Source organism: Arthrobacter sp. P1_B11, from assembly GCF_056406715.1.
Genome location: NZ_JBFTZQ010000011.1, coordinates 88,375 through 111,181 on the forward strand (window position 1 = coordinate 88,375; position 22,807 = coordinate 111,181).

Genomic DNA, 22,807 nt, shown 5'->3' on the forward strand with positions numbered 1-22,807 from the left:
CCGAGGCTTGAAATTCACCTGAACAAGTCGCAGCGCCATGCCGCCCGACCCTGTACCCAGGTAATGCCCGATATGGGAGGCACGCCCTGGTTGTCGTGGCTTAGTGCTGGGACACCGTTTCCTTGACTTCCGGCTCTGACCAGCCGGAGGCCTTGCGACCCGGCGGGTATGCGTGCTTCCGGCATGCGAGCATGATGACAAGAGGGACGACGACCGGCAGGGCCGCCGCGACGGGAACCAGGAATGGACCGGCGAATTTGCCCCGTCCATGCCGGCCGGCATCGCGCCCTGCGGGCCTACCCCTCCCCGCTGACCGGTTCGGGGCCCGAACTAAACGAAGGTGGTGTAGTTCCACGGATACCAGGTTCGTGCCTCTGACCGGGGACGAGTTCTCAAATCCTTACGTGGATGATGCCGGGGCGCTCTCAATACCGAAGTGCCACAGTGCAGCGTCCAGGTCCGCAGCGCGCCACCCTCGTGAGTCTGCAGCAGCGCGGATCACGGCCGACATGTTGTCGTAAGAGGTGTCCTCGATACCGGCGGCCTCGGCCACTCTTCGTATCCGCACATCAGTAGTCACCCCCGTTGAGAGTCCACTGAGACTGTCGATGTAGTCCAGCGTCTTGGGGCTCACATGACGTACAGCTGCGAGGGCATCACGAACAACCGGCCTTTCTGCTGGGTCAGTGAGTCTGGCGCGGAGTTCCTCTACAGTTTCGATCCCCTGATCCTCAAACACACACGTTAAGTCGTCTATCTGAGCGAGGCGGCCCGGCGATGGCCAATCGATGACGTCCGAGAGGGTTCCCGTAGCAAGACGTTTCCGGAACCCACTTGTGGTTCTTGCATCTGGCCATGAGGCAACCAGAGCGTCAACGCGCGGCTTTACGGTTGCCTCGTAATTTTGGCGTCGCTGCAAGGAGGCATCGACAATGATCGCTCCGATGGAAGCCCAACCACGGCTAACCTCAGTCGAGGCGTCGATGCCGCGGGAGTCAATGAAGGCTAGGAGTTTGGCGGTGTCGCCATCGATAGTCATAGGTGAATACTTCCACGGAACAAGGCGATCCCTGAGTGTCGCCGTCATCCACGTACGACGACGGCACCCGGTTTGGCCGGGGAGTTCACGTCGGCTGCGTGATCGCCCAGCGCAGATCGGATACTGCCGCGGTTGCGCCGCTCTCGGCCACGGCACACCTGTATCCTGACAATGCAGGTTGAATGGTTCCAGCGGCCATCAACCAAGCTCGGTTCGCGGCCGGATGACGGTCCGGAATCTTGGGCGTAGCCATCCACGTTGTCGAATCACCGCCGCAATCGTCAGTCTCCGATTGGCCCCCCGGACTCTTGGAATGGATCCTTATCACTACCGACACGCCAGCTCCCTTGGGAATCCCGACGCCGGTCCTCAAGCCCGCGCGCACGGCTGCGATGAATGATCCCGCCGTCGTGACCTGGGCCGAGGCTGGTGAGAGCATGACCGCGCGATGGCGTTCGGCGAACGGCAGACCGGCGCCGACGCGCGTCGAAGTGGTCTCCGACTCTCTCACGGCCGATGATGCGAACCGGATGGCGTCACAGGGGATCGCGATGCTCTGGCACGGTGACTTCCACAACGCACGGCAGATCCTCAACGCCCTGGACCGGCGGATGGGCGCCGGAAAGAAAGAGACCGCAGCAACTCCGGCCGATAAGTTCTATCGGCACCGCCAGTCCCGCTCGCACCGTGCACGCGTTCTCGGCCTGCTGCTGATTCCTCTTGATCCGGGTCCGGTGGTGCCGCTGCGCCGCGCACCGGACATCCGGCAGGCCGCCGCTGAAGCGTACGGTGATATCGGCGAATCTTCCATTGTGTCCCTGCATGAGCTTGTCGGGGCCATTGGCGCCCACGAGTGGCGCCGTAATGGCGTCCACGTCGATGCCCTGCAGGGCCGCATCCACCCGCACTATGGCACGTTCTTCCCCACCCGGAGCGAGTATGTGGATCTCGTGGCCGCCGCTGCACTTCCCTCTGACACGCTGGCGTTCGACGTCGGAACCGGCACGGGGGTGCTCGCTGCCGTCCTCGCCCGCCGTGGCGTCCACCGCGTGGTGGCGACGGACAATGAACCGCGTGCAATCGCCTGCGCCGCTGAGAATTTCCGGAACCTCGGCGTCCAGGACCGTGCTGAGGCCGTCCTGACCGACATGTTCCCGCCCGGGCGGGCACGCCTCATCGTGTGCAACCCGCCCTGGATTCCGGCCACGCCGCATTCCACCCTGGACAACGCCGTCTACGACCCCGGGAGCAGGATGCTGTTCCGCTTCCTGAACGGACTCTCCGACCATCTGGAACCGGGCGGTGAGGCCTGGCTTGTCCTCTCCGACCTGGCCGAGCACCTTGGCCTGCGGACGCGTGACGATCTGCTGACCGCCATCGCGGCGGCTGGGCTGAAGGTTGTGGAACGGCTAGACACCAAGCCAACGCATCCGAAGGCATCGGACCGCGACGATCCCTTGTTCGAGGCGCGCACGGCCGAGGTCACCTCGCTGTGGCGGCTTGTTCGCCGATAGTCCGGTGCGATAGGGCGTAGCCGTCAGGTCACCTGGCCAGCGACCGCGGTCGGGGAGTACGACGGCGGCGCGTGGGCTGGGTGCCGACGACGGCTCTGCGTGCCGCCCCAATGAGCGATTCGAGGTCGGACAGGCCCGTGAGGAAACCTCCGTGGCCGGAGGCCAGCACCAGGGTGCGGCCGTCCTCTACCGCGCGGGTTGCCCCGACGGCGCTGGCAACGTGAGTCTCCCCACCTTATTTTGAGTAGCTCACATTAAGCCGTAAAATTAGGTACAGGCCACCGTAGCCCTTGAGTACCGCACCGGTGAACATACCCGGGCCAGTGGGGCAAGCGACACGACGCGCAACCGCCCTCCTGCTTGAGCGGCACAAGAACCTGTATGGCCCTCATCCCGAAACCCCACGGAGAACCCATGACTTTGCTGACCGAACGCCCCGCAACCTCCTCATCCACCACCGAAACCACTCTCACGAACGCTACCGGCATCACTGTCGCTGACACCGCAGTGCGCGGCGGCAGCTACGTGACTCTCCCCGCCGGCAGCCTCCCCGTCGGCGTCGAGGGCAGCTATGTCACCGTCGCCGGCGGCCGAAACTTGCCCCCCGTCACCCGTGGCAGCTATGTCACAGTGGACGGCACTCCCGTTGTTGCCGCCAGCGTCATCGAGGGCAGCTACGTATCGCTTCCAATGGCGGCATAGGGTCCAGCGGCCTGCGGGGGATAGCACCGCCGGGCATAAAAAGGAAGCCGACGGCGACACTGGGTGTCGTCGTCGGCCTCCTTTTTCGTGCCAGCCGGGCAACTACCCCGCCACCGCAGCCTTCGCGGCCCGGGAGGCCTCCATCCATTCGCTCAGCCACGGGGCCCGGACGCTCGACGTGATGCGGCAGTCGGCCACGAAGGTTCCATTGGGGGGTCCTAGACGCGAGTTCTGCTGGGAAGAGGGTCTTGTCCGGTCTTGTGGCAGCGGGAAGAGCACGGCGTCGCCGGTTGATCAGCTCGCCGGCTCTTGACCCTGGCTCCGCCGCCTGCTGGCCGCGCCGGAGTGGTGGTTCAGGTTGGAAGGCTGGCCCTGATCTGGATGAGGGTGAGCTCCAACAGTGGCGTCGGGACGTTGAGGCTGCGGGCTCTGCCTGCAAGGTCGCCGAGGATGTGCTCGGCTTCCGATGGGAGCCCTGCGCTGAGGTCTCGGTACAGGGAGGAAGTGAACGCCGATCCCGGTTCAGTCAGGATACCGACCGCCTGCGCATGACCGGCGTCGGAAACGGGATGTCCTGCCGCCGCCGCCACCGCTTCGGTTTCACTGATGGCCTCCAGGATCCTGGACCGCCCGCCGGCCTCGATGATCCGTCCAACCGGGGCCCGGAACAGGCAGTTGACGATTCCCGCGGCCGCGATGAATACCCATTTCTCCCACAGGGCGCCGGCTACGTCGTCCACTACCGAGAAGTCGACGCCGGGCACGTCCAGAGCCTCGGAAACATCCGTAGGGACAAGGTTTCCGTTGAGCCCGCCCACCGTGAGGGAAGTGAGGGGCATCTGCTGGCGGACCACATCGCCGTCAAGAGTGGCGACGATCCGGGCCAGGCCGCCGAGCACGTGGCCCGGGTACAACTGCTCAAGCCGGTCCACATGGGCCATGCCGTTGAGGATGGGAATGATGCTGGTTCCAGCCCCCACGAAAGCGCCAAGCTCGCCGAGTACGCCCTCGACCGCGGTGGCTTTGACCGTGACGAGGATCAGATCGAAGGCCTCTGACCCGTCCGGTGCCGTGATGGTTTTTACCGGGTGCGTCCGGTCAGCGGTGGGGGAGATGAAGCGTAACCCGTCGCGGCGAAGGACGTCCTGCTTGCGCGGCCGCACCAAATAGGTGACATCCCGTCCCCCTTCCTGCAGGAGCGTGCCGAACGCCCCGCCTGTGGCTCCGGCTCCGACGACGAGTATCCGCATGGGTACATACCTTTCCGGGGTGGTTTTCAAGGATTAACCGGAAACAGGAGCCTGGAACAGCAGATGAGGCTTTGTATCCGATGTTCCAAGGCTAGGGGTTTCAACGGGACTGTGCGGGTGGCATTCGCCTGGCATGCCTGATCACTTCGTTATCGCCAGGGTTAGCTAGCCCGCCACCGCCGCCTTCGCCTCCTGCTTGGCCTTCATCCACTCGCTCAGCCACGGGGCCCGGACGCTCGACGTGATCCGGCAGTCGGCCACGAAGGTTCCCTTGGCTCCGGCGTCGATCCAGTCCGTGAGCGCGGAAAGGTCCGCCAGGGAGCGGATGATCGCTGACTCGGCACCGAGCGCGCGGGCGATGCCGCTGAAGTTCACCTCGGGGATCAGCATGGGCTTTTCGGTCAGGCCCTGGGAGCCGTACTGGTGGATTTCGGCTCCGTAGGCGGCATCGTTGTAGATCACAACGACGGCGCTGCTCGCCGCACCAATGAGCGATTCGAGGTCGGACAGGCCCATCAGGAAACCGCCGTCGCCGGAGACCAGCACCAGGGTGCGGCCGTCCTCCACTGCGCGGGCTGCCCCGACGGCGCTGGCCAGGCCGAGCCCGATGGCCTGGTAGGCGGTCCCCACCATGACCAGGTCCTGGGGGCGCGGGATGCGCCAGTACATGGGTGCCCAGCCGACGAAGTGCCCACCGTCCTGGACCACCGTGCGGCGCTCCGGCAGCACCGAATCCAGTGCCGTGGCAAGGGAGCGCGGGTCCAGCCGGCCGTCCGGGGTCTCGTCGGAGCCTGGATGGTGGGCCGGTCCCTCGGCCAGGCGCTTGCGCGCTTCCCCGCGCCAGGCTTCTGCGCGGCTGGCGTCCGGCGAGGCCGTGCCATCCAGGATCCGGAGTAGGCGTCCCGCAGCAGACTTCACGTCCGCGCTGACGAAGGTGTCCACCCGGGGGTGCGTCGGCTGCAGGGCGGCATCGATCTGGATAACGGTGCTGTCCGGGCCGAGCAGGTGCCCGAACCGCATGGTGAAGGGGCTCAGGCTTGCCCCGGCCACGAGGACCACATCAGCCTCACCCATGAGCCCGGCCGCGGTGTCCGTGCCGAAGCCGCCCGCGACGCCGAGATACCCCTCGCCCTGGAGGAGGTTGAGCGCCAGGGCGGTTCCGGCGGTCAGCGCGCCCAGGCGGTCGGCAAGCTCCCGGAGCTCCGGGCCGGCGCCGGCAAGATGCGCACCGCGGCCGGCGAGGATCAGCGGCCGCTTCGCCCCGGCGAGCAGCCGGGCTGCCTGCCCGAGTCCGCCGTCGACGTCGTCCGTAAACTTTGGTGCCGACGGCGCGGGAAGCGCTTCATCCGCAGCCTCGAGTGCCGCGAGGTCGTAGGGAATGGCAATGACGACGGCGGTCCGCTTGGTCAGAGCGTACTCCACCGCCTGCTGCGTGATGGAGCCCGCGGCGTCGCGGGTGACGGTGAAGGTCGCCGCGCCGAGGCCCGCGGCGATTGCCGCCTGGTCCACGTCCTGAGGCCGGGCGCCGCTGCTCGGGGCGTCCCCGGTGACCAGCACCACGGGGATCTGGGCCTGGACCGCCTCGGCGAGGGCGGTGAGTGCATTGGTGTAGCCGGGGCCGTAGGTGGTGGTGCCCGCTGCGAGGCGTCCTGACGTCCGGTAGTAGGCGTCGGCCGCGGCGATGGCGGCGCCTTCATGGCGGACGGGGGAGAAGCGGAGGCCCAGCTTTTCCGCGGCGTCCAGGAAGTAGACGTTTCCGTTGCCCATGACGCCGAAAACATCGCTGAGATAGCTGCTGAGAACCTGCGCCACGCGGCCGGAGACGGTAAGTGAAGTCATGCAGGAATCTTGTGCGCTGGTTCACAGATAGGCAAGAGAGTCGAGTTGGATTGGGATATTTATCAGGCGAGTGCCAATTGAACTGAAAATATGCCCACTTGTGGCCTGCATCACCCGCGTTTAGTTGGCAGGGCGGGATTCCTGCTCCGACAGCCGGCTCAGGAGGCCGTCGTAGCGGGGCGGCATGAGTTCCAGGACGGAAATGGCCGTGCTGGTCCGCTGGATCCCCTCGATTTCCAGGATCTCGTTGGTGATCCTGTACAGGTCGGCCGTGCTGCGGGCCACGACCTTGGCCATAAGGTCCGCGTCCCCGGTGGTGGCGTGCACCTCGATGACCTCCGGGATCGCGGCGAGCCCGTCTTCCACCGCGCCTGTCCGCGTCTGGCTGATGGACAGCGAGAGGAAAGCCATGAGGTCATAGCCAAGTGCGGCGGGATCCAGTCTCCGGCTGAAGGAGCGGAGGGCGCCGCTGCGCTCGAGCCGTGCCAGCCGGGCGTGGATCGTGTTCCGTGCGACGCCGAGGGTCCGCGAGAGTGCCAGGGCGCTGGCTTCGGGATCCTTGTCGAGGGCCAGGATGATCCTGCCGTCGAGGGAATCCACGGTGCGGGGGCTCGGGATGGTCATATTTTCACCACAGACGCTAGAAGTTGAGCAGAAGTCCCAATGGGTTGAGCGTATCTTGCACTGTGGGCGGGGTCACAATCATGATCAGTCCTCATGACCTGTGATCAGCTCCTGACCGCACCGGACACATCGCTCCCCACGCTTCGTGGCGCTGTGGCCGGACTTCCGCCCTACGTCCCGGGCCGGCGCAGCGCCGGCCTGGACATTGCAGCCCTCGCCAGCAACGAAAGCCACTACGAGCCACTGCCCGCCGCCGCCGCTGCGGTGGCCGCAGCGGCCGGTACCATGAACCGCTACCCCGACAGTGCCGCCGTCGAACTCCGCGAACGGCTTGCCCGCCACCTCGGCGTTACGGCCGGAGAGGTGGCAGTGGGACCCGGCAGCGTCGGCGTCCTCCAGCAGATCATCACCGGCCTTTGCGACGCCGGAGATGAAGTGATCTTCGCGTGGCGCTCCTTCGAGGCCTACCCCATCCTGGTTGAGCTGGCAGGCGCCCGGCCGGTCCGCATCCCCCTGGACGGCGCTGAGGGCCACGACCTCGATGCCATGGCCGCGGCCGTCACTGCCCGCACGAAGGTCATCCTGCTCTGCACCCCCAACAACCCGACCGGCGTGCCGATCAGTCATGAACGCATCGAGGCCTTTCTGCAATCCGTCCGCTCGGACATCCTTGTGGTGGTCGACGAGGCCTACGTGGAATACGCCGAAGCGGGCAGCGGCCCCGATTCCCTGGCGCTCTACCGCCAGTACCCGAACGTTTGCATCCTGCGGACCTTCTCGAAGGCGTACGGACTCGCCGGCCTGCGCGTGGGATACGCCGTGGCGGCACCGGACATCGCCGAGGGACTGCGCCGGACAGCCATTCCCTTCTCCGTGAGCGCGCTGGCCCAGAAGGCGGCCATCGCTTCGCTGGATGCGGGGGAGGAGATGGAAGCCCGCGTCGCCGCCGTCAAGTACGAGCGCGCACGGATGGCCGCGCAGCTGGAAGCCCAGGGCTGGAAACTCCAGGCGAGCCAGGGCAACTTCCTGTGGATCCGTGCCGATGAAAGCCTTCGGGCGAGGCTGGTCTATGCGTTTGACCGCGCGGGCATCCTGGTCCGGGCGTACCAGGGGGACGGTGTGCGGATCACCGTTGCCGACGCAGCCTCCAACGATCGCGTGCTCCGGCTCCTGGAAGCCCACACGGCCTGAAAACCGACTGACCTGAAATCCCATCCGTTCCACCTACAACCAGAGGACTCTCCATGGAACAACAGACAATGACGTCTGCCCGCCCCCTGGGCGACGCACTCAAACCCCGCCAGCTCACGATGATGGGCCTGGGAAGCGCCATCGGCGCGGGCCTCTTTATCGGCTCCGGCGCCGGCATCCAGGCGGCCGGCCCGGCCGTGCTGATCTCCTACCTCGTGGCCGGCACCCTCATCATCCTGGTGATGTGGGCCCTCGGCGAGATGGCCGCCGCCAATCCGGACAGCGGTGCCTTCTCCGTCTATACCGCCAAGGCCTACGGGCCGGTGGCCGGCGCCACGGTGGGCTGGCTGTGGTGGCTGCAGCTCGTGGTCGTGATCGCGGCCGAGGCGCTCGGTGCGGCAGGCCTGCTGGCCACCATCTTCCCGGCGCTGCCGGTGTGGCTGATGGCGTTCGTGTTCATCGTGGTGCTCACTGCCGTGAACCTCACCAGTGTGAAGAACTTCGGCGAGTTCGAGTTCTGGTTCGCGCTGCTCAAGGTGGCGGCAATCGTCGGGTTCCTCCTGGTGGGCGCGGCCCTGCTCTTCGGCTGGCTGCCGGGCGTCCAGTCGCCGGGCCTGTCCAACTTCACGGGTGCCGGATTCGCACCCAGCGGTTTCGCCGGTATTGCCACGGCACTGTTCGTGGTGGCATTTGCGTTCGGCGGCACCGAGATCGTCTCCGTGGCGGCAGCTGAGACCGCCGAGCCCGCCCGCAGCGTGAAGAAAGCGGTCCGCACGGTGCTGTGGCGCATCCTGGTCTTCTACATCGGCGCCATCTTCGTTATTGCGGCTGTTGTTCCCGTCGGTTCGGCGGGGCTGAAGAGCCCGTTCGCCGCGGTGCTGGATGCGGCCGGCATGCCTGGCGCAGCCACAGCCATCACCCTGGTGGCCGTCGCAGCGCTGCTCTCCGCCCTCAACGCCAACCTCTACGGTGCCTCACGGATGGCGTACTCCCTCGCGGAGCGGGGTGAAGCACCACGCCTGCTTGCCTCCGTGTCCAAGGCCCGGGTCCCGGTTGTCGCAGTCCTGGCCAGCGTCGCCTTCGGCGTTGTCACGGTGGTGCTGGAGCTGGCTTTCCCCGAGAAGGTCCTTCCCGTCCTGCTCAATATTGTGGGCTCGACCTGCCTGCTGGTGTGGACGTCTGCGCTCTTGGCCCAGCTCGCATTGCGCCTCCGCGCCGACCGCGAGGGGACGGTGCTTCCGCTGCGGATGCCCGGGTTCCCGTGGCTCACCGGCTTCGGTCTCCTCATCCTCGCGGCGATCTTCACGGTGGGCTTCATCGGCGAGGATTCCCGTCCCCAGCTCTTGAGCACTTTTGCACTCGTGGCGCTTCTGGCGGTGGCGAACTGGCTGCACCACCGGAACGGGAAGGTTGCGCCGGTTGTCGAATCTTCGGATGGTGCCAAGCAGCCGGCTCTTATCGACTGAGTCAGCGGGCGGGTATCTACATTCCGAGTTAGAACAGTGCGGGCGCGTCGGCTTTTGACCGACGCGACCTCACTGTTCCCACTATCAGCGTGCGTTACATACGGTTGACGACGGTGCCCACTGTCGGCCGCCAAGTGATTTGGCCGCCTCGGAAGTCCTGGGCAATGCCGCCACTGATGCTGTATTCGTTGCTAACGGGGTAGCCGAGGAACCCTTTTCCCAGCCCAGTGCTGCGTAGGCTTGCCGGATCGCGCCTGGGTTGATGTGCGCACCGGTGGTCGGGGACCAGTAGATAGTGCCGCGTTCGTAACTGCGGTAAGCGCCGTCGGCGCGAAGCCCGGCCACCTCCGCGCCGACGGGGCTACCGAGCGCTAGGGTACCGCCGATGGAAACATATTTAACGGGTTATGTGGCGACCAGCAAAAAAACCCCCATTCCCCCAAGGAACGGGGGTTTTCTTTATGTCTTTACAACCTCTCCCACTTCACATTCAACGCAATAGCTTTGGTGCGAACAGTAACGGACGAGGGCGGACGCCTTAGCGGCGACGTTTACACGTGCCGAATTACTTATTCGGTCAGAGGAGCCTGGCTGGCAAAGATTCGCGCGAGCTTGTGTGACGCGCGGACCGGGAGGCAGCGGCCGCAGGCCCGCGCGCACGCGACGACGCGCGGGTCCGGATTGTGGGCTCGGGCTGCTTCATCGGCGGGCGGCCCGCCTCAGGCGCTGGCCTGCTCGGGGCGTGGGCTCTGGCCGCCGCCCGATACAGCCTCGCAGCGAAGTTCACGCGGACCTCAGCCTCCGGGTCGTTCACGAGGACGCGGACATGCTTAACTTTAGTTCTCGGCGTCGAAGGCCGCGTTGCGCGGTCCCTTACGTGATCGCCGCGGGCCTCGGTGTCCACTGCAAGCCAGGGCGCGAGGGAGAAGGGCGCACGGATATCCGCCGATATCCGCCGAGGTTTCGTGGGGCGCCAATCGTAGGAAGCGGTCGGCGGCGAGAAGGGCTTTACGGGCCGCGGTGCAGCGGGCTTCATGCCAGCGGGAGGTGTAGGTGGTGGACAATGGGGTCCTTGCTATGGGGTATTGCGGGTGGAGCGTGCGCAATGCTCACTCCTAGAAGGTATGCAATCCCTGGATCATTAAAGGACCGATTGTAAGTGAAGCTCGCGACTCAAGTCGAAACTGATCAAGCAACCCAGGCAGAGCGGGCGGACCGAGTATAAGCTGGAATTTTTGGTGGTACAGAAGATGGGGGCGAATGATGGATAGGTATCTGTTCGAGAACTTGGGGCCGGAAAAGTTCCAGCATCTGTGCCAGGCGTTACTCATCAAGGAACACCCAAATCTTCAATGCTTCCCCGTCGCACAGCAGGATGGCGGTCGAGATGGCCTTATTCGGGGCAGCAGTGCTGGTTCAGTGCCCACCGTGGTGGTGCAAGTTAAATACAAACGGCGGGATGAGGGTGAGTCCGCTGATTGGATGATCAAAGCCCTAGAGCTTGAGAAGCCGAAAGTTGAACGTCTGGCTCACAAGGGTGCTCAGCGCTACATCATGATGACAAATGCGCGCCCCACCGCACACGAGGAATCGGGTCGTATTGATAAAGTTCAAGCTTGGATGGACGCGAACCTCCCCATTCCCGCGATTTGTCTTTGGCGGGACGACCTTGATCGCCGGATAGAGGAAAGCGAATCTCAGTTAAAGCTCGCCTACCCGGCCATTTTGACGGGGGAGGACACTCTCACCCTCATCGTTGCAGCTCAAATTGGGCGGGATCGTGAACGAATATCTCGTACCCTCAAGTCGTTCGTCCGGGAGCAGTATCGCAAGGATGCGGAGGTCAAGTTTCGCCAGACGGAACTAGCCAACTCATTACTTACCCTTTTTGTCGACGTCCCAGTGGATATCTCACCTCTCTTTGGGGAGGAGCCTGGCAGGAGATTTCCTGCTGCAACACTGCGCAGCGTGCGGAGACTGTCTTCCAAGAGAGACTTCGAAAACGTGGCCTTGCCCGCCTTTCCTGTGCAGACGGATTCCGCGACCGCCAACGCCGCAGATTTCTTGCTCGATAGCGAAGTGCAGGTAGGCCTTCCTTGGGTTGTTCTTGAAGGTGCCCCAGGTCAGGGCAAATCCACCCTCGCTCAATACATATGTCAGGTTCACAGGGCTCAGTATCTAGGTGAGACCGAGTTTCTAAGTCAGTTGGCACCGAGGCACGGCCAATCTTCGTTCCGTTTGCCGGTGAAAGTTGATTTACGAGACTTCGCCGCTTTTCTGGACGGACGTCCAATTCGTGGTCAGGAAGAGCCGCATGGAGGACCTAAGACGTTAGAACGGTTCTTGGCGGCTCTCGTTTCCATTCAGTCGGGAGGGTTGGAGTTCTCGGCCGATGACTTGGTCGAGACGGCAACCCATGTGCCGATCCTTCTTTTCCTCGACGGGCTGGACGAGGTTGCTGACCTCAAGCTTCGTCGAACATTGATCGATCGAATCTCTGAGGGACTCAACCGTCTGAAGGAAAACGAAGCGAGTATTCAGGCTGTTGTAACCAGTCGCCCATCCCTTTTCGGTACGAGTTCTCAGTTGCCCAAAACCTTCACCAGACTGAGTCTGGCCCCGATCTCTGCGGAGACCATTACGGAGTACGCCGCGAAATGGACGATAGCGAAGAACCTGTCGGAGGAGCATGCAGCTGAAGTGAAGATGATCCTTCACGACAAACTGGCGTTGGCCCACATCAGAGAGCTGACTCGAAACCCGATGCAATTGGCTATATTGCTCAGTCTCATCGATTCCGTCGGCTACTCCTTACCCGATGTCAGAACGGACCTGTACAGGGAGTACATGAAGCTGTTCATGACCCGAGAGGCCGAGAAAAGCGCAGGTGTGAAGCAGCACCGGCACTTGTTGTTGGAGATAGTCGAGTATCTAGCTTGGCGACTCCAGTGCGAGGCGGAATCGAATGGGTCGACGGGCGCAATAAGTCACGACGAACTGCGAGGAATCGTAGCGGAGCGCTTGCAAGCGAACCAGCAGGATACCGCGATACTAGACGATCTTTTCTCGGGTGGCATTGAACGCGTGTACGTGCTGGTACAGAGGATCGAGGGTCAGTACGAGTTTGAGGTACAACCTTTACGCGAATACTTCGCAGCAAAATATCTCTATTCGAGCGCTCCGGGGAGTCATTTTCGGAACCGCGTTGTCCACGGAGATCGCGCTCATCGCTTTGAAGCCATTGCAGTTAACCCGTATTGGGCAAACGTAACGCGGTTCTATGCTGGGTTTTATGAACCGGGCGAGATCGGGGCGCTCAGCTCGAGCCTGCGGGAATTGGCTAAGTCGAAAGATCTTTCCGTCTCCGTAAATGCAAGGAGTATCGGAGCCGCCTTGCTGGCCGACTGGATTTTTAGGTCTAAGAAGTTCATACAGGATGAGGTCATTGATCTCGTTTTCGACAACCTTGGAGTAAAACTCGCTTCGTCCTCGGCGCTGCCGGGATTCGTAGGTGCTTCCCTCGATGCAGAATGCGGAAGGCAGCACTTTGCGGAGGTCATCTTTAACAATCACATCACCCGCTCCGGAGCTGGCGTTACTGACGACCTGTGCAAGTTGCTTAGTGAGAATGGCGGGGAAGGCTTATCGAGCAAGTTCCAGTCCTGGATCAACGAGGTGAACGGACCCGAACGAACTAGACGATTCACGATCGCCTGTAAATCTGGAGGCTTTGCGTGTGCTCGGGGAACTGGAATCGACGCCTTCGTAATATCGGACGAGCCCAGTCCCTCAGAGTTACGGCTACGGGCACAAGCTGTTGTGCAGTACGCCCCAAACCTACTTAGTGAGTCCGCGTCACTAGCTGAGGCGGCAACGAATTCCCTATTGGAGTGGGGCGGGTACGATTCTAATCGCCAGACAAATGACATCGCCCTGCTCGCTGGAATCCTCACCGGGCCTTTCCAACGACGGCGCCCGATTCGAAACTCGTCCTCCAACCCTAAGACACAGTTGGCGGATTACCCGGGCAAGCAATCGGTTCAGTCCGTTCTGCAGAGTCTGACGGAACTCCGCCCGAGTGGCGGAGCCGACGACAAGGAAGGCGTCTATAGCAGGCTGCGAAATCAGTTTTCGATTTTACACGAAGCTTTTGGTGACGAGTGGGCAATTTATAGGAAAGCCGTACTTATGGCTGGTGCGGTTAATATATCAGAGAAAGCTGGTGATATCGCTGTTACTAATGCCAACACGCCGCTTATAGACAAGGCTTTCGCGGGCCGGGCCTGGCGTGGCAGGACGTCTTGGTGGGAGGAGCGCTTCTCAGCTACAGAAGGCGCGGAGCGTCTATTCTGGATTGCGCTTCTGCTGGCTTGGTCGCCTAGTAGGACGATCAGTAAGCTCCTGCCCACACTTAATGACCAGATAACTCGGCTACTGCAAGAGGACCGCGAGCGGCTACTGGAGGTTGTAGCGGCCGCGCATCAAATCTATGAAATACGAGGCCTTAGAGGCAGAAACCCCATAAAGACCCTGAGTGGTAGCGAAAGCGAGCTCGCCCACGTTCTTTTTGCAGCATTTGGCGACGTGCAACGACCTTATACTCCCGAGCAAACGGACATCGACAAGCTGAACAAGATGCTCAAGGACCATGACCTCGTAAAGAAAGCTCAGGGTTTTCCTGGCTGGAATTCTCTGACGCCTAGAAAAATCAACGATTGGTTGAGCTTTTTCTCCGAAGCTTGGCGCGCACATTCCCTAGAACTTGTCGATGTCCTTTTCCGCTACCGATATGGGGGCGAGAGGATGAACCTGAAGGTGGCCGAGAAGGTGCTGCGCAGCTGCGAAGACTATTCCTCCGAGCTAGTTGCGGACGCCTACTTGGCGCTGAGGTCTGATTACAAGCCCGTACCGCTACAGCAGGTGGCAGCAGAGGGTGAATGGACCTACGACTGACTGAACAATGATGCCGCCTAATTCTCCACGCCCTATGCCCTCGTGAAGCCCCAGACTTGCGCGCAATTTGAGAAGGTAAGCCCCTTCGAGGCTGGGGATATCGGGGGTGTAACCCCACCCACTGAGGGCGGTGGGCGCCGCGCTCGGTCTGCAGACGGTGCCCACCGTTTGCTCAGTTACTCTGCGTGCAAGTTGCGCGGAGGAATGCAGCCGTATCGATTTTAATTCTGTGCCAACTTCCAGTCGCTGTCCTCGCTCGGTATTGAACAGCTGGAGCCGGACTTTTTCGACGTCGTCGTGATCGATGAGTTCCACCACGCCATGGCGCCCACCTACCGCCGGCTGCTGGACCACCTGCAGCCGCCGCAGCTCCTCGGACTCACCGCGACTCCGGAACGCGGCGACGGCGTCGACGTCGCCAAGCAGTTCTTCGACGGCCGCACTGCTAGCGAGCTGAGGCTGTGGGACGTCCTGGACGCCGACCTGCTGGTGCCGTTCCACTACTTCGGCGTCTCGGACGACGTCGACCTGAGCCAACTGGAATGGAAGCGCGGCAACTATGACACCGCACAGCTGAACAACCTCTACACCGGCAACGATGCCCGCGCCAAGGTGATCCGCGAACTCCGCGACAAAATCACCAGCACGGACCAGATGCGGGCCATCGGCTGCTGCGTCTCGGTCCAGCATGCCCACTACATGGCCGAAGTGTTCAACCGGGCAGGCATCGCTTCCGTTGCGGTCGACGGCAGCACCGACAACGCCGACCGCGCAGCGGCGCTGGAGCGCCTCCGCCGACGGGAGATCAACTGCATCTTCGCCGTCGACCTCTTCAACGAAGGCCTGGACCTGCCGCAGGTGGACACCATCCTGCTGCTCCGGCCCACGCAGAGCGCCACGGTCTTCCTCCAGCAGCTGGGGCGTGGGCTGCGCCGTGCCGAGGGCAAGGCCGTGCTGACGGTCATGGATTTCATCGGCCAGCAACGGCGTGAGTTCCGCTTCGATCTGCGCTGGCAGATAGCGTGAGTTGGTACTCGTGTTCCGGGTTGTTGGTATTGCTGTTCCGGTGAGTTGGTACTGCCGTTCTCTGTGGGTGCTGCGCTGTGGGTGAGGTGGTGCACTGGGCGCCGCCTCTTCCTATGTGAGGAGGCAGCATGGCCGATTTCAAGGCCATTATGACCTTGGCTGTTGCTGGTCGTAGCTATGACGAGATCGTTGCGGTGGTGGGGTGTTCACGCCGTGACGTGGCCGCGGCGAAGAAGACGATCGCGGCTTACGGCTTTACCGCCGGGCAGATAGGGGCGATGTCTCCGCAGGAGATCGCCCGGTTGTTTCCCGATGGCCGCAAGAGGGTCACGGAGTTATACGAACGCCCGGATTTTGATCGGGTTCTGGCTTCGATGCGGGAGAACCGGCACTTTACTCTCCAGCAGGCCTGGAGCAGGTACTTGGCCTCGAGTACCGCGAACGGCGGGAAGAAGTACGGGTATTCACAGTATTGCGCCCTGTTCGCCGACCATGCCCGGGTGAGCGATGTGGTGGCGACGCTGCACCACGAGCCGGGCCGGGCGATGCTGGTGGACTGGGCCGGGGACACCCTGGGGGTTGTGGATGCGGTCACCGGGAGGTGACTGGGGTCTATCTGTTCGTGGCGGTGCTGCCGTATTCCGGGGCGGTGTTCTGCCATGGGTACACGGACATGACATCGGCGTCCTGGACAGCCGCCCACGTGGCGGCTTTCTCGTTCTATGGCGGGGTCCCGCAGCTGGTGGTCCCGGACAATCCGGCGACCTCGACCCACCGGCCGAAGCGGGGCGAGTCGGCCCGGGTGCTCAACGCCCGGTACCAGCAGCTGGCCGAGCATTATTCGACGGGGATCGTGCCGGCCAGGGTGAAACGCCCCCGCGATAAGGCTGCGGCCGAGTCGGCGGTGAACGTGGTGAACAAGCGGGTGATCGGCTATCTGGCCGAGGAGGTCTTCACCACGGTGCAGGCCCTGAACGCGGCGATCGGGGCCCGGCTGGTCGAGATAAACGAGCAGATTCCCCGGGCCGATGGCAGCACCCGGTGGGAACGGTTCACCGCCGATGAGTCCGGCCTGCTCCAGGCGCTGCCGGCCGACGGGTTCGACTCGGTGGAATGGAAGCAGCTCAAGGTCGGACGGAATTACCACGTCAGCTGCGATTCCCAGCATTACTCGGTGCCCTACACCTACGCCGGGCAGCTGCTGCGGGTCCGGCTCACGTCCACGACGGTGACCGTCTTCGACGGGGACCAGGTCATCTGTGAGCATGTCCGGCGGCAGGGCCGGAAGGGCCAGTATTCGACCGATGTCGCGCATGCCCCGACCCGGCACCGGGGTATCGACGGGCTGTGGTCCAAGCGGTGGTTCACGGACCGCGCCCGGGGCTTCGGACCAGCCACCGAGGCGGTCATCGCCGGGATCATCGACCGGCACGCCGTGGAGGCCCAGGGCTATCTGGACTGCCAGAACATCCTGGAGTCCCTGGGCAAGCGGAACAAGGCCCGCCTGGAGGCAGCCTGCCAGGTCCTGCTCGACACCGGTCAGGGCCCGGGAACCTACAGCACGATCAAGCGGATCATGGCCACCATCGACTCCGACACCAAGAAACCCAGAACCATCACACCGGCGGCGGCCACCCGAAAACCCGCCGGCGGCGCTGACCCCGGCGCAGGCATCCAGGCGGCGGTGCACCTGCGCTCGGCCGAGCACTACCGGCGCGGCGGACAGGGAGGCCAGGGCTGATGTTCACCAGCGAGGACCACGAGAAATTCCGTACCCTGCGCATCGCGCACCTGGCCGTGCGGTTCGAGGAACTGATCACCGACGAGGCCAATGACGAGCTCACTCCCGAGCAGATCTTTCTTACCGCGGTGGACGACGCACTCCAACAGCGCCGGGCCCACAGGATCGACAAGCTCATCCGGGCCGCCAGGTTCCCCATCCCGCAAGCCTCGGTCGCCGAGATCAACTACCAGGAAGGACGCGGAATAACCCCGGTGCGGATGAAGCGCTACGCCGCCCACCAATGGCGCCAGGACCCCACGAACCTGCTGGTCATCTCACCGACCGGTGGCGGCAAGACCTACCTGGCCTGCGCGATCGGGATCGCCGCCTGCCAGAGCGGACACACCGTCTCCTATACCCGGATGGACGACCTCGCCCGCCGGCTGGTCATTGCCCGCGGTGACGGCATCGGCCACCAGAAGCTGCTCAACGAGCTCTCGGACGTGGACCTGCTGGTCATCGATGACTTTCTCACCGTCGGCAYCGACCCCGAAGCAGCCAACGACCTCTTCGCGGTCCTAGCCAACCGGGAACACCGTCTGCCCACACTCATCGCTTCGCAGTCCGGCCCGGCCTACTGGGTCGAGGCCCTACCGGACCGGGTGGCCGCGGACTCGATCGTGAACCGGMTCGCTAACAACGCCCGCCAACTCAACCTCGGCGACGTGGACATGCGACGACTCCGCGACGATACGGCCCGGGCGCAACCGGGCCACTGGGAATAGACCCGGCCCAGAACATGGTGCCGGCCCCGAGCAAACAAGCGAAGGGCCGGTACCAAGTCCCCAGAACCCCGGTACCAACTACCCAGACCAGCAGTTCCAACAAAAGCTATCTGCCACCCGGAGGCGTAAACTAAATCGGTGAGGAACGCGGCGAAGGGGACGATCATCAGGCCGATGTTGATGGTCAAGGGATCGCTCAGCGGTCGAACAAATGATGTAGGCGATAACCCGCTACCAGCCTCCCAGCGGGCGTCCTGCCGATCTAGGACAGGAGGGCACGCCCAGGGGTGGGCGTGTAGGTTCCGCTCGCTGCCAGGCCGACGGCGATTCAACTAGAGGACGAGCGCCGTCCCGTCATTGGCAGGCTTCAGCCTTGAGGAGCATGAAAGTTCGGTGGGGAAGCATCCGCCCCAGCGCCACAACGGCGGCCGCATCTATCATCTGGATTTGATCCGATGCGCCTGAACTCTATTGGTTTCCTGCATACCCCAGTCCGTGCCCGCTTCACCGGATGGGTTGGGGGCGAAGAGTTGTAACTGCGGGTCACTGTCGCCGCGTCGGGGGTGACAGAAGTCCGGAACGGCCCCAGGCGGGATATCAGGACCAGCAGGAGAGCGAGTGTCGCGAAGATCCAGCCGCTGTGGATAGCGTCGTGCATGCCGTTGGCCGTGATCAGGACGGCACCGATGGTGCTCCCGGCCAGGACGCCGACATTTCCCGCGGATGCAAACAGGCTCGTGACAACTACGGGGCCTCGGGCGCTGAGGAACTCGTCGATACCTGTCTGATCATCATTCCGGCGGAGTCGGCGGCCCCCAGGCGAGAAAGATAGGAATTAGTTCGATGAAGGAAGCGGAACCGAATGTCATGAGGATGAGGTAGGCCACAGAGAGCACGATCGGAAAGAACAAAGCGGTCCGTAACAGGCTGCGACCAGCAATCGGCCGGCTACGAGATTGCCACGACCCCGCCAAGACCAAGACGACCAAGAAAATGACGCAGCTCCCCAAGGACTCCCCGAGCATCTTCTGGCCAGTACTGATAGCGGACCTATCGTCAGCCTCTACTCTGCCTATCTCATGAGATAAATCATGTGGCAACCAATGAGACCGCACTTCCCTTTACACAAACAACTTGTCAGGCTCTCGGTCGGCAGGGCTCCCAGATGCCGTACTCGACGCTGCACCGGCGGAGCCGAGAGCTACGGTCGGCGGGCCAAGATCAGCGGGCCCGTCCCTGTCGACTTACGTTGACCATGACAAAATCGGTGTGATGCTTGGGACCATTCACCGAGGCTCTCCACGACGACTTGCGTGCTGTGAGACACGGTGTCTTCTACTTTCCTGGTCTATGCCTGGGCGACATGGCAGCGCGAAGCTCTCAGGCTGAGTCCTTGGGGGCCTTTGGACGCTACTACCGACGGTACGAGGATGGACCATTGAAATTGCAGCACGAGACGTCTGCGACCAGAAATCCACGGTCTACCCGCCCGGCACGTTGACCTCGGAATTGGGCCGGGCAGCAACGGCAATGGTCCTTTCAGTCTGCGATCGAAAGGCGGTACGTCGTCCGCGCCGTCCCCGAAAAGAGCGATTCTTTCTCCCCCGGGGAGTAGGGGGAAGCGATCAGTTTAAACACGTTCCAAAGAGTGACGTAGTCGCAGAGCGCGCGGTCCACTGGAAAGTTGCTCTCGAACATGCACCGCTCTGGGCCAAACGTATCGATGCAGAAGCGCAGGTCAGAAGCCCAATAGTCTACGATCCGCTCTGCTTTCATCGGCCCTCCAGTGAAGAGCTCTGGGCCCGAGAAGGCGCGCATCCCGATGGCACCCAGTTTGAGGACAACGTTAGGCCGGCGACTCACCGCGATCATGTGCTCGCGCCACTCGCGACGAACGTCGTTACGGGAGCCGGCATGTCGCCCGGTCGTCGCAGGCCCACCGAGGTGATCCAGCACAACAATGAGGTCTGGATTCGCGGATGCAAAATTTGCTAGCTCAGGCAATTGGTGGAAATTGAGCCACGTGTCGAAGCTGAGGCCTCGCCGTGCCAGTTCAGCGGCGCCGGCCAGGAAGCGGGGCTCAGCAAGCAAACCGGCCGGCGGTCGTCGGTAAGTTGCGTATACACTCGGGTCCGCATCCCAAGCTACTGAATGTCTGATCCCTTTGAACCGCGATCCTGCCGCCTCAAGATGCGCCTCCAGCACCTCTTCGACGGCACTGCCTCGCATCAAATCCGCGAAGCCAACGATGCCTTGGCACAGCCCGTCGTGGAGTTCCAGGGCAGCGATGGTCTCACTCTCCCCCACCGGCATCAGGTGCTCTGGCCCGTCGTCGCGGTACAACGACGAGCACTCGACGTACACCGACCCGACGATTCGGTGCCCGGAAGTCGCGTCATGTCGCAGATCAGCATAGGAGTAGGGCGGGCAGTCGGGCAGCGGCGTGCCCTTTTCCGCCTGTTGACCAGGACCTGCTGCCACAGAAACTACGCCTCCCGTGCGAGGCCAGAGGTGGTGGTGTGCATCGATTATTTCGATTTCCGGATCGACGACCTGAACCTTAGCCACGGGTACCGCCGTCCCGTTGTCCGCCTCGTCCACCGATCTTCCATATACTGCCTACGACGACAACTGACCTTCTCATGTTTGCGCTCCTTGCTCATGGGAAATTGGTGCCCTTTGGAGTCCGGAAGGATGGTCCCGGTTAAAAAGGGCCAAACGTCGCTACCCTTTACTCCCACGGCAAACTAATAGCTGCTGATCCACCAGGGTGGAAGGCTTTCTGATTTGGCACAGACCACCATGTAGTTCGTCGATAGGGCTCTTCACCCGTGGCCACGGGTGAAGGGCCGTCCTATAGCCCGGTTCTAGTTATGGGAAACTGGTTGCCTTTGAATCGTCACTCCGGTAGGGATCGGTTGTTTGTTTCACGGATGAAGTAAGCCCCTATTGCCGAGGGGAGGACCACCGCCATCATGAGCCATGCAGGCGAGTAGAGATTTCCGGTTGTGCTGACGAGCCACTGTGCGATGTAGGGTGTTGGCCCGGCGATCACGGACACGATAAGACCCATCGAAAGTGCGAAGCCAGTGTATCGGATTCGGGTCGGGAAGGACTCCAGAACCGGGGCCAGCTGAGTTCCGGTTCCCAGCCCCTGCACGACTGCAATGAGCACGAGGCCGAAAGTGGGAAGAATGTAGCCGCCCATCTGGATCAGCGCGAAGGCTGGATACGCTGACACGAGGGTTACGACCGCGCAGGCAAACAACATCGGGCGCCGCCCGAAACGGTCTGACGCTAGGCCAGCGATGGGTTGGACCGTGATCATGACGATGACCGCGATGGAGATGCAGGTTAGCGCCCCTCCGCTGGAGAGTCCGACCGACTTTGTCAGGTATGACGGCATGAATGTCAAGAGCAGGAAACCAGGGACCTGAACAGGCAGGTTGAACAGCGTGGCGCGGCCCATCATCTTCCAACCGGCGGCATTGCTGACAACGGCTTTCAGCGGGCTCCGGCTCTTGGCACCCTCCTGCTCGATATTGTCAAAGACTGGCGTTTCTTCGAGCCGGGCTCGGATGTAAAGCCCGACCGCGCCCATAGGTAGAGCAATGAGGAACGGGATTCTCCAGCCCCAACTCTGCATTGCCTCAGCGGATAGCGTCGCCACAAGAAGAGTCGCGACCAGCAAAGCCACAAGCTGTGCGCTGATGACGGCGGCCGATAAAAAGCTTGTCTGGAAGGCCCGGCGGTTGTTTTGCGAGTACTCGCCGATGAAGATTGCGGCACCCGGCATTTCACCACCTGCTGAGAGTCCTTGAACGAATCGAAGAAGACACAGCATCAAGGGCGCCCAAATTCCGGCTGTTTCAAAACTCGGAAGCAGCCCGGTTAGGGCGGTGGCCACAGTCATCGTGATGATGATTGCCGCCAACGTTCGTTTGCGGCCAATCCGGTCGCCAAGAGGACCCCACAACAGCCCCCCAATAGGGCGAGCGACGAATGCCAACGCAAAAACTGCGAAGGTCTGGAGAAGGCCTGCAGCTTCATTGGAGCTCGGGAAAAAAATTACGGCCATAATCGAAGCCAAAGCTCCAAACGTCACCAGGTCGAAGTACTCAACAAACGTTCCGATCGACCCGGCCATCAGGACTTTCTTGGGCACTCCCTTGTCGGGTTGTACCTCTCGATGGGTTAGCGATTTGGAGATGCTTTCGGCTCCGGTTTCGGTCATGCGATCTCTCCTTTGAGAAGCAGGAATTGTCAAAAACGGGGCGGCACCGTTCTAAGTTGGCGGGAGCATTCAGCCACAACCCCCACCCCAGTCCCCACAACGATTAATGCCGAAAAACCATCAGGTCTCCCTGCGCCGTACGGTGACGTGAACGCCCGTCCGTAATTTCGTACACTTGGAATGCTAGGGTCAGTGATATCCTCTGTCAAGAGCGCGCGTTGACTCGTAGAAAACCTCCGCGTGGCCGGATACGTTGCCTCATCTGAAAACCTCCGCGGAGCGGCGTGGTGGACGGCCTTGGGAGCGGATGCGGGCTATGCCCGTTTTCATGGAGCTAACGATGGCCCAGCGGCAAGCTGTGACGAAGAAGAAAGCCCTCGCCTATAAGAGCGCCGACCGCTCAGGGAAGACCCGGATCCTGAACGAGCTGGTCGAACTGACCGGCTGGCACCGCGACTATG

General features: G+C 62.5%; 15 protein-coding genes and 2 pseudogenes. 9 read left to right on the forward strand and 8 right to left on the reverse strand.

What is annotated here, in order from left to right; all coding sequences use genetic code 11:
- Positions 1–400: 400 nt before the first annotated feature.
- Positions 401–1,039, reverse strand: coding sequence for a hypothetical protein (locus tag AC1D14_RS11620; protein ID WP_476968534.1), 639 nt, complete (start codon positions 1,037–1,039; stop codon positions 401–403).
- A 437-nt stretch (positions 1,040–1,476) separates the two neighbouring features.
- On the opposite strand from AC1D14_RS11620, the gene AC1D14_RS11625 reads away from it, so the two are divergent.
- Both AC1D14_RS11625 and AC1D14_RS11630 read left to right on the forward strand, forming a co-directional pair.
- On the forward strand, positions 1,477–2,553 hold the full coding sequence (locus tag AC1D14_RS11625; RefSeq protein ID WP_476968535.1) for a methyltransferase: 1,077 nt from the start codon (positions 1,477–1,479) through the stop codon (positions 2,551–2,553).
- 414 nt (positions 2,554–2,967) lie between these two features.
- Positions 2,968–3,255 (forward strand): hypothetical protein, encoded by a 288-nt coding sequence (locus AC1D14_RS11630; RefSeq protein WP_230117379.1) that lies wholly within the window; start codon positions 2,968–2,970, stop codon positions 3,253–3,255.
- 353 nt (positions 3,256–3,608) lie between these two features.
- On the opposite strand, the gene AC1D14_RS11635 is transcribed toward AC1D14_RS11630, so the two are convergent.
- The 3 genes from AC1D14_RS11635 to AC1D14_RS11645 all read right to left on the reverse strand — a co-directional run bounded on the left by AC1D14_RS11635 (position 3,609) and on the right by AC1D14_RS11645 (position 6,968).
- Complete coding sequence (locus tag AC1D14_RS11635) at positions 3,609–4,505, reverse strand: ketopantoate reductase family protein (protein ID WP_230117378.1); 897 nt, start codon at positions 4,503–4,505, stop codon at positions 3,609–3,611.
- A 165-nt stretch (positions 4,506–4,670) separates the two neighbouring features.
- On the reverse strand, positions 4,671–6,344 hold the full coding sequence (locus AC1D14_RS11640; protein ID WP_476968536.1) for a thiamine pyrophosphate-binding protein: 1,674 nt from the start codon (positions 6,342–6,344) through the stop codon (positions 4,671–4,673).
- Between the two features lie 120 nt (positions 6,345–6,464).
- Entirely contained in the window at positions 6,465–6,968 is a 504-nt protein-coding gene (locus AC1D14_RS11645) for an Lrp/AsnC family transcriptional regulator (protein WP_476968537.1), read from the reverse strand.
- Positions 6,969–7,061: 93 nt separating this feature from the next.
- Between AC1D14_RS11645 and hisC the strand changes: the two genes are divergently transcribed.
- Together hisC and AC1D14_RS11655 are read left to right on the forward strand one after the other, a co-directional pair.
- Positions 7,062–8,159 (forward strand): histidinol-phosphate transaminase, encoded by a 1,098-nt coding sequence (gene hisC, locus AC1D14_RS11650; RefSeq protein WP_476968538.1) that lies wholly within the window; start codon positions 7,062–7,064, stop codon positions 8,157–8,159.
- A gap of 53 nt (positions 8,160–8,212) precedes the next feature.
- A complete protein-coding gene (locus AC1D14_RS11655; protein ID WP_476968539.1) occupies positions 8,213–9,625 on the forward strand; it encodes an amino acid permease in 1,413 nt (470 codons plus the stop codon).
- A 94-nt stretch (positions 9,626–9,719) separates the two neighbouring features.
- Here the strand turns inward: AC1D14_RS11655 and AC1D14_RS11660 are convergent, their stop codons facing one another.
- Together AC1D14_RS11660 and AC1D14_RS11665 are read right to left on the reverse strand one after the other, a co-directional pair.
- Positions 9,720–9,914, reverse strand: coding sequence for an LGFP repeat-containing protein (locus tag AC1D14_RS11660; protein ID WP_476968547.1), 195 nt, complete (start codon positions 9,912–9,914; stop codon positions 9,720–9,722).
- Positions 9,848–10,012 (reverse strand): annotated as a pseudogene (locus AC1D14_RS11665) (hypothetical protein); the annotation flags it as partial. The pseudogene AC1D14_RS11665 and the gene AC1D14_RS11660, both read right to left, overlap by 67 nt.
- 873 nt (positions 10,013–10,885) lie before the next feature.
- Here AC1D14_RS11665 and AC1D14_RS11670 point away from each other — a divergent pair.
- From AC1D14_RS11670 to AC1D14_RS11690, 5 genes and pseudogenes are all read left to right on the forward strand, one after another.
- Positions 10,886–14,578, forward strand: a complete 3,693-nt coding sequence (locus AC1D14_RS11670) for a hypothetical protein (RefSeq protein ID WP_476968540.1) — start codon at positions 10,886–10,888, stop codon at positions 14,576–14,578.
- Positions 14,579–14,809: 231 nt separating this feature from the next.
- A pseudogene (locus tag AC1D14_RS11675) lies at positions 14,810–15,589 on the forward strand (DEAD/DEAH box helicase); the annotation flags it as partial.
- Positions 15,590–15,732: 143 nt separating this feature from the next.
- Positions 15,733–16,209, forward strand: coding sequence for a hypothetical protein (locus tag AC1D14_RS11680; RefSeq protein WP_476968541.1), 477 nt, complete (start codon positions 15,733–15,735; stop codon positions 16,207–16,209).
- Positions 16,206–17,345, forward strand: a complete 1,140-nt coding sequence (locus tag AC1D14_RS11685; RefSeq protein ID WP_476968542.1) for a Mu transposase domain-containing protein — start codon at positions 16,206–16,208, stop codon at positions 17,343–17,345. Before AC1D14_RS11680 ends, AC1D14_RS11685 begins: the two co-directional genes overlap by 4 nt.
- On the forward strand, positions 17,345–18,112 hold the full coding sequence (locus AC1D14_RS11690) for an ATP-binding protein (protein ID WP_476968543.1): 768 nt from the start codon (positions 17,345–17,347) through the stop codon (positions 18,110–18,112). Before AC1D14_RS11685 ends, AC1D14_RS11690 begins: the two co-directional genes overlap by 1 nt.
- Before the next feature lie 1,539 nt (positions 18,113–19,651).
- Here AC1D14_RS11690 and AC1D14_RS11695 read toward each other — a convergent pair.
- Positions 19,652–20,713, reverse strand: coding sequence for an amidohydrolase family protein (locus AC1D14_RS11695; RefSeq protein WP_476968544.1), 1,062 nt, complete (start codon positions 20,711–20,713; stop codon positions 19,652–19,654).
- 298 nt (positions 20,714–21,011) lie between these two features.
- On the reverse strand, positions 21,012–22,346 hold the full coding sequence (locus AC1D14_RS11700) for an MFS transporter (RefSeq protein ID WP_476968545.1): 1,335 nt from the start codon (positions 22,344–22,346) through the stop codon (positions 21,012–21,014).
- Between the last annotated feature and the right edge of the window lie 461 nt (positions 22,347–22,807).